6 protein-coding genes are annotated in these 6,282 nt (G+C 62.9%); 3 read left to right on the top strand and 3 right to left on the bottom strand.

The window, feature by feature from the left end; genetic code table 11:
• From EN879_RS20430 to EN879_RS20420, 3 genes are all read right to left on the bottom strand, one after another.
• Positions 1-843 (bottom strand): UbiA family prenyltransferase (locus tag EN879_RS20430; RefSeq protein WP_127274208.1); only part of this gene is annotated, 843 nt, incomplete at its 3' end.
• A 206-nt stretch (positions 844-1,049) separates the two neighbouring features.
• Positions 1,050-1,313 carry a hypothetical protein gene (locus tag EN879_RS20425; RefSeq protein WP_164774481.1) on the bottom strand — a complete coding sequence of 88 codons (264 nt, stop codon included), beginning with the start codon at positions 1,311-1,313 and terminating at the stop codon, positions 1,050-1,052.
• A 156-nt stretch (positions 1,314-1,469) separates the two neighbouring features.
• Positions 1,470-3,956, bottom strand: a complete 2,487-nt coding sequence (locus EN879_RS20420; RefSeq protein ID WP_027160520.1) for a mechanosensitive ion channel family protein — start codon at positions 3,954-3,956, stop codon at positions 1,470-1,472.
• Between the two features lie 240 nt (positions 3,957-4,196).
• Between EN879_RS20420 and EN879_RS20415 the strand changes: the two genes are divergently transcribed.
• The 3 genes from EN879_RS20415 to EN879_RS20405 all read left to right on the top strand — a co-directional run.
• Positions 4,197-5,456, top strand: a complete 1,260-nt coding sequence (locus EN879_RS20415; RefSeq protein ID WP_063170258.1) for a sarcosine oxidase subunit beta — start codon at positions 4,197-4,199, stop codon at positions 5,454-5,456.
• Between the two features lie 17 nt (positions 5,457-5,473).
• Positions 5,474-5,770, top strand: a complete 297-nt coding sequence (locus tag EN879_RS20410) for a sarcosine oxidase subunit delta (RefSeq protein WP_027160522.1) — start codon at positions 5,474-5,476, stop codon at positions 5,768-5,770.
• A partial coding sequence (locus tag EN879_RS20405; RefSeq protein ID WP_206520969.1) for a 2Fe-2S iron-sulfur cluster-binding protein occupies positions 5,767-6,282 on the top strand: 516 nt, incomplete at its 3' end. The genes EN879_RS20410 and EN879_RS20405, both read left to right, overlap by 4 nt.

The raw sequence follows: 6,282 nt of genomic DNA, 5'->3' as shown, positions 1-6,282 counted from the left end.
CGCCAGAAGCACCGCGATCGCCCCAAGTCCGAACGGGATCGACAGCGCGCCGCTGGCGAACGGCCTGTTGCGCTTGGTGAGGTGTTTGCGGTCGAGCGCGAGGTCGAAGAAATCATTGAGGATGTAGATGGCCGATGCCACCGCGCTGAACGAGACGAATGCCAGCAGGCATTCCCAGATCATGTCGGTGTTGAAATATTCATGCGAGAGCACCATCGGCACTGCGATCAGCGAATTCTTCAGCCACTGATGCACGCGCAGCATCTTGACGATGGTCCGCAAAGTGGGCTTCGGCGCCGACACCGTCTCGGCGCCATGTGCCGCCTGCCAGCGCGCGGCATGGCGGTCGGGCGCGACGACGATCGCGTTGCGTGCGGCATCGAAGACCTGGAGGTCATGGCGGCTGTTGCCGGCGTAGTCGAAACCGCCATCGCCATAGGCTGCGATCAGCGAGGCGCGCTTCCTGCCCGAGGTGAGATTGGCGAGACCATCGGTGGCCAGCACCTGGTCGAAAATGCCGAGATGGGCCGCGATGGCGTCGGCGAACTTGCGCGGCGTACCGGTCGCCAGCACGATCTTGCGGCCCTCGGCGTGCTCGGTCCGGAGGCGGCAAAGCAGCACCTCGCGATAGGGCAGCGATGCCGGATCGATGTCGATGCGCTGCGCGATCGCCTGCTTCAGCCGCGCCGGCCCGCCGGCGATCCAGAACGGTACGAGGAAGATATAGAGCGGGTTCTTCTTGAGAAGGATGAACAGCCCTTCCCACAACAGGTCGGTTGCGATCAGCGTGCCGTCGAGATCGACCGCAAGCGGTATTGCGTTCCTGTCCGATCGCGCATCCATGTCCGTCCTGCCCTGCCCGCGTAGAGTTGCGCGCCGCTTTTCGGCGTCTTGAGGCTGGTATAGCGGGCGATGGCGTAGCGAACGTTAAAACGCACGGTTGCAGACGGCTGCCATGGCGGTATTTCCGGTGTCATTGTTAAACAACCGCTACCGGAAACGATAAAAGGCCGGGCAAATGCCCGGCCTCTACAATCGTGACGCCAAGATTACTTGATGCGGGCGACACCGCCCGAGATCTCGACCGTTTCCGAACCGGTCAGGGCTTCGAGATCGCCATTGGGCAAGGTGACGAAGCAGCCGTTCGGGCAGAACTCAACCGTTTCGCCACCGGCCAGCGCAAGGTCGGTCTTGCTGCCGCCCTCCGTTACGACCAGCGTGCGCGTCTCGGCGTCCTTGTTGACCGCGCTCGCGGCATGGACCGAGCCGATGGCGGCGACCAGGGCGACTGCAGCGACGAGAGACTTCAACATGGTGCAATATCGGTGTTCCCACCGCCTCTGTTGCATTTGGCAAGGCATTTTCGCCTTTGCATGGAGCTTATATGAGATGGAAGCTGAACCGCAACTGAATGCCCCATTCATGCCGCAATCGATTCCGGGCAGGATTGAGGTCGACGGAGTCCGAGCCTAGTCCGGGTCCGGCTTCTTGGTTTTGCGAGACTTGACCAGTCGCTTCTTCTCCGCCTCGGCTTCGGCCCTTATCTGCTCCTGTTCGGCGAAGTCGGCCTCGATCTTGTCGTCGTCCGTCGGCCAGGCCTTGGGCTTGTGGGCCTCGACCACGGCGCGCGGCGTCGAGGGGATCTCGATGTGTTCGCTGCTGAATTTTTCGAGGACGGCAAAACGGATGTCGTTCTGCGCGATGTTGCCGTTCATCACGTCGGCCAGGAACACGCGGATTTCGAATTCCAGGGCGGCGGGGCCGAAATTGGAAAACAGCACGAAGGGTTCGGGGTTCTTCAGCACCATCGGGTGGCTGCGGGCGATCTCCAGCAGGACGGCATGAACCTGCTTGACGTCGCTGCCATAGGCGACGCCGACCTTGATGTCGACGCGGCCGAGCTTGTTGCGGTGCGTCCAGTTGCCGACGGCGTTGTTGATCAGGTTCGAATTGGGCAGGATCACCGATTGCCGCTGGAAGGTTTCGATCTCGGTGGCGCGCACGCTGATCTTCTTGACCGTGCCGCTGACGTCGCCGGCAACGATCCAGTCGCCCACCTTGAACGGCCGCTCGGCCAGAAGGATCAGGCCGGAAACGAAATTGGACACCACGTTCTGCAGGCCAAAGCCGATACCGAGGGAAAGAGCGCCGGCGACCAGTGCCAGGCTGGACAGGTCGATGCCCGCCGCCGAGATGCCGACCAGTGCCGCCAGCGCGACGCCGGCATAGCCGACCGCCAGCCTGATCGAGTTGCGCACGCCGGTATCGACCTTGCCACGCGCCATGACCGAGCCGTCGAGCCAGCCCTGGAACCACCGCGTCAGGAAATAGCCTATGACGAAGACGACGATGCCGGAGAGGATGCCGGTGACCGAGATCGTCACCGAGCCGATGTTGATCCCGGTTGCGAGCTTGTAGGCCCAAGCCTGGATATCGCCGGGCTGGAAACCCCACATCAGCAGGATCAGCGGCAGGAACACCAGCACGATCATCACATTGATGGCAACGCTGACGACAAGGCCGAGCTGGTCGAGGGCCGTATCCTCGTAGCTGGAATTGGCCGACAGCCAGCGCCCGACGGAGGTGTTGGCGAAAGCACCCTCCTCGCCGATCGCCTGCGCCGACAGGAAGCCGATATAGGCGGTGATCAAGGCTGTGCCGGTGACGACGACCTGCAGCGAAACGAACAGCGCAAGGCCGATATAGCCGAGCAAGGCGGCTATGATGGTGAATAGGCCAAGGCCCAGCGACAGGTAGCGCAGCCATGCCGGCCAGGGCCGCCAGCTTCCGTCGCGCGCCTTGAACGGCCTCAGCATCGCCATCAGGATCAGGATGATGCCGACGATGATGGTGGCGACAAAACTGCGGGCGATGGTCAGCGACAGCGGCGAACCCATCTTGTCGTTGATCACCGACAGGAAGGTGTTGACGCTGATGACCACGGCCATGGCGGTGGCCAGGCGCACCAGCCAGCGCGCCGGCCCGGTTTCGACCGGGATCAGGCGCCAGTTCGGCAGCCGCGGTTCCAGCGCCGCATTGGTCAGCCGGTTGACGCAGAACACCACGCCGATGACGGTCGCCAGCGCGTTGAGGAAGAGCCCAATGTCGCCGCGCAACACATTGTAATAATTGAAAAAGAAAATCGTCGATCCAAGAAAGGCGGCAACCGCCAGCGTCGGCAGCAAGGTCGACCAGAAGGCCACCGAAAGGCGGCTGAGATAGGATGGGTCCTCATTGGTGGGGTCGGCTTCGAACACCCGCCCGAACAGACGCCTGCCGCCAACCAGCAGCACCAGCGCCAGCCCGAGCGCCACGAAGGTTGCCGCCAGGATCGCCTGGAACTTGAACTTGAAGGCAAAGCTCAACCAGGACGACACCGCCTTGTAGAGATTGCCGAACTCGTCGCGGGCGTCGGAAAACACCTGCGGGCTCAGCGCATCCGACAGCACGTAGCGCTTGGTCAAAAGATTGCGGAACAGCTCGCTGCGCATATTGCCGATCTTGTCGATCAGCCCGCTGATGCGGATCGACAGGTTCTGTGCGCTGGCAACGACCGCGTTGATCTCGGCCTTTTCCGATGCAAGCGCCTGACGCTCGCCCGTCACGATGTCGGGCTCCTGCGGCTGGCCCGCCGCCGGTGGAGGACCCAGCACCTCGATGCGATTGTTGATCTCGGTGAGCCGCGAGCGGAATACCAGCGCACTGGTGAGTGCCGCCCGCGACAGGTCCTCCAGCTGCAGACGGATCTCCACGAGTGAGGCATCGTCCTCACCGTCCTGCTGTATCTTCTTCTCGAGATCGTCCGTCTTGGCCGTTAGATCCTGGATGACCTTTTGCTGATCGGTGACCAAACCGGCCGAGCCCTGGCCGAGCGCTTGCGCCATCGCCTCAAACGAAAGCGGCGCCGAAACGACCAGCGTGAGTACCAGGATGAGACGAAGCAATCGGAAAAGCATGATTTGTTGGCGACTCATCGGCGGCAAAGGCAATTTGAAAGCCTGTCCTTGATAAAGACGGCCCTATCATGGGGCAAGCCGTCGTATCGCGAGCCCATCCGATCATTGGCCCCAACCGATCACTCACGCCGAGTGATCCCATCCCGGGCGTCGGCCAGTCGAAAGGCGATGGCGCAATATTGGCTTTGCGGATGCGGCCTGCTCTATAGTCTGCCGCATCGCCCGAACCGGATGACATCAATGGCAGAGTACTCGGCCTTTTCGCTGCTCGCGAACGCGCTCAAGGGAAACAAGGATTGGAAGCCGGCATGGCGCAAGCCTGACCCGAAGGCGTCCTATGACGTCATCATCATCGGTGGCGGCGGTCATGGGCTGGCGACCGCCTATTATCTTGCCAAGGAACACGGCATCACCAATGTCGCCGTTGTGGAAAAGGGCTGGCTCGGTTCCGGCAATGTCGGCCGCAACACCACGGCCGTGCGCTCGAATTATCTGCTGCCTGCCAACACCCGCTTCTACGAACACTCGATGAAGCTGTGGGAGAACCTGTCGCACGAGCTCAACTACAATGTCATGTTCTCGCAGCGCGGCTGCCTGAACCTGGCGCACACGCCGGCCCAGTTCGACGACTATGCAAGGCGCGGCAACGCCATGCGCCATCTCGGCGTCGATGCCGAACTGATGACGAAGGCTGAGATCAAACGCCTGATTCCGGCGCTCGATATCTCCGACAGCGCTCGCTTCCCGGTGGTCGGCGGCCTGATGCAGCGCCGCGCCGGCACCGCCCGCCACGATGCGGTGGCCTGGGGCTATGCGCGCGGCGCCGACAGGCGCGGCGTCGACATCATCGAAAATTGCGAGGTCACCGGCTTCCTGCGCGACGGCGACCGCATATCAGGCGTCACCACTTCGCGCGGCGACATCCGCGCCAGGAAGGTGGCCGTGGCGGTCGCCGGCAGCACCGGACGCGTCATGCAGATGGCCGGCATCGAGACGATGCCGATCGAGAGCCATGTGCTGCAGGCCTTCGTCACGGAATCGCTGAAGCCCTTCATCGACACGGTCGTCACCTTCGGCATGGGCCATTTCTACATGTCGCAGTCGGACAAGGGCGGCCTCATCTATGGCGGCGACATCGACGGCTACAACAGCTACGCCCAGCGCGGCAATCTGCCTGTCGTCGACGAGGTGATGAGTGAAATGCTGGCGTTGTTTCCGGGACTCGCGCGCGTGCGCATGCTGCGCTCCTGGGGCGGTGTTTGCGATATGTCGATGGACGGCTCGCCGATCATCACCGCCGGCCCCCTGCCTGGCATGTATCTCAACTGCGGCTGGTGCTATGGCGGCTTCAAGGCGACGCCGGCTTCCGGCTGGTGCTTCGCCTGGACCATCGCCAAGGACCAGCCGCACGACCTCAACGCGCCCTTCACGCTCGACCGCTTCCACCGCGGGCTGGTGATCGACGACAAGGGCCAGGGTGCAAACCCGCGGCTGCATTAGGCAATAGGTAGAGTCCAATGTTGATCACTTGCCCCTATTGCGGCCCGCGCGACGTCATCGAGTTCACCTATCAGGGTGACGGCAATCGTGAGCGTCCCGACCCCGCCTCGCAGAATTTCGAGGCGTGGAACGCCTATGTCTATGACCGGCTGAATCCGGCCGGCGACCACAATGAGATCTGGCAACATTCCGGCGGCTGCCGCGCGCATCTCAAGGTCGTGCGCAACACGCTGACGCATGAGATTTCCAGCGTTGCCTTTGCGCGGGGCGATCATGGGCCGGCCGCGCGCCGCAAGGCGGAGGACAAGGCATGAGCCCGCGCCGTGCCGACACCGGCGGCCGCATCGACCGGCTGAAAACCATCCGCTTCACCTTCGATGGCACGGCCTACACCGGCCATGCCGGCGACACGCTGGCGTCAGCCCTGCTGGCCAAGGGCGTCACGTTGTACGGGCGTTCGTTCAAATACCATCGCCCACGCGGCCTGCTCACCGCAGGCGTCGAGGAACCCAACGCGCTTGTGACGGTGCTGAAGGGCGAGGTTCGCGAGCCCAACATTCCAGCGACCATGGTCGAGATCCATGACGGGCTGGTTGCCATCAGCCAGAACCGCTTTCCCTCGCTTGCCTGGGACATCAACGCCGTCAACCAGCTCGGCGGCAAGATCCTGTCGGCCGGGTTCTACTACAAGACCTTCATGGGACCGGTGTTCGGCCCGCTCAAGGGCACGCGTTTCTGGATGTTCTGCGAACACTTCATCCGCCGCGCAGCCGGTCTCGGCAGTGCCGGATCGGCGAAAGACCCGGCCCGCTACGAACGCATGAAC

Source organism: Mesorhizobium sp. M7A.F.Ca.AU.002.02.1.1 (assembly GCF_003998535.1).
Taxonomy (GTDB): Bacteria; Pseudomonadota; Alphaproteobacteria; order Rhizobiales; family Rhizobiaceae; genus Mesorhizobium; species Mesorhizobium ciceri.
This window is presented reverse-complemented; position numbering and strand designations above follow the sequence as displayed.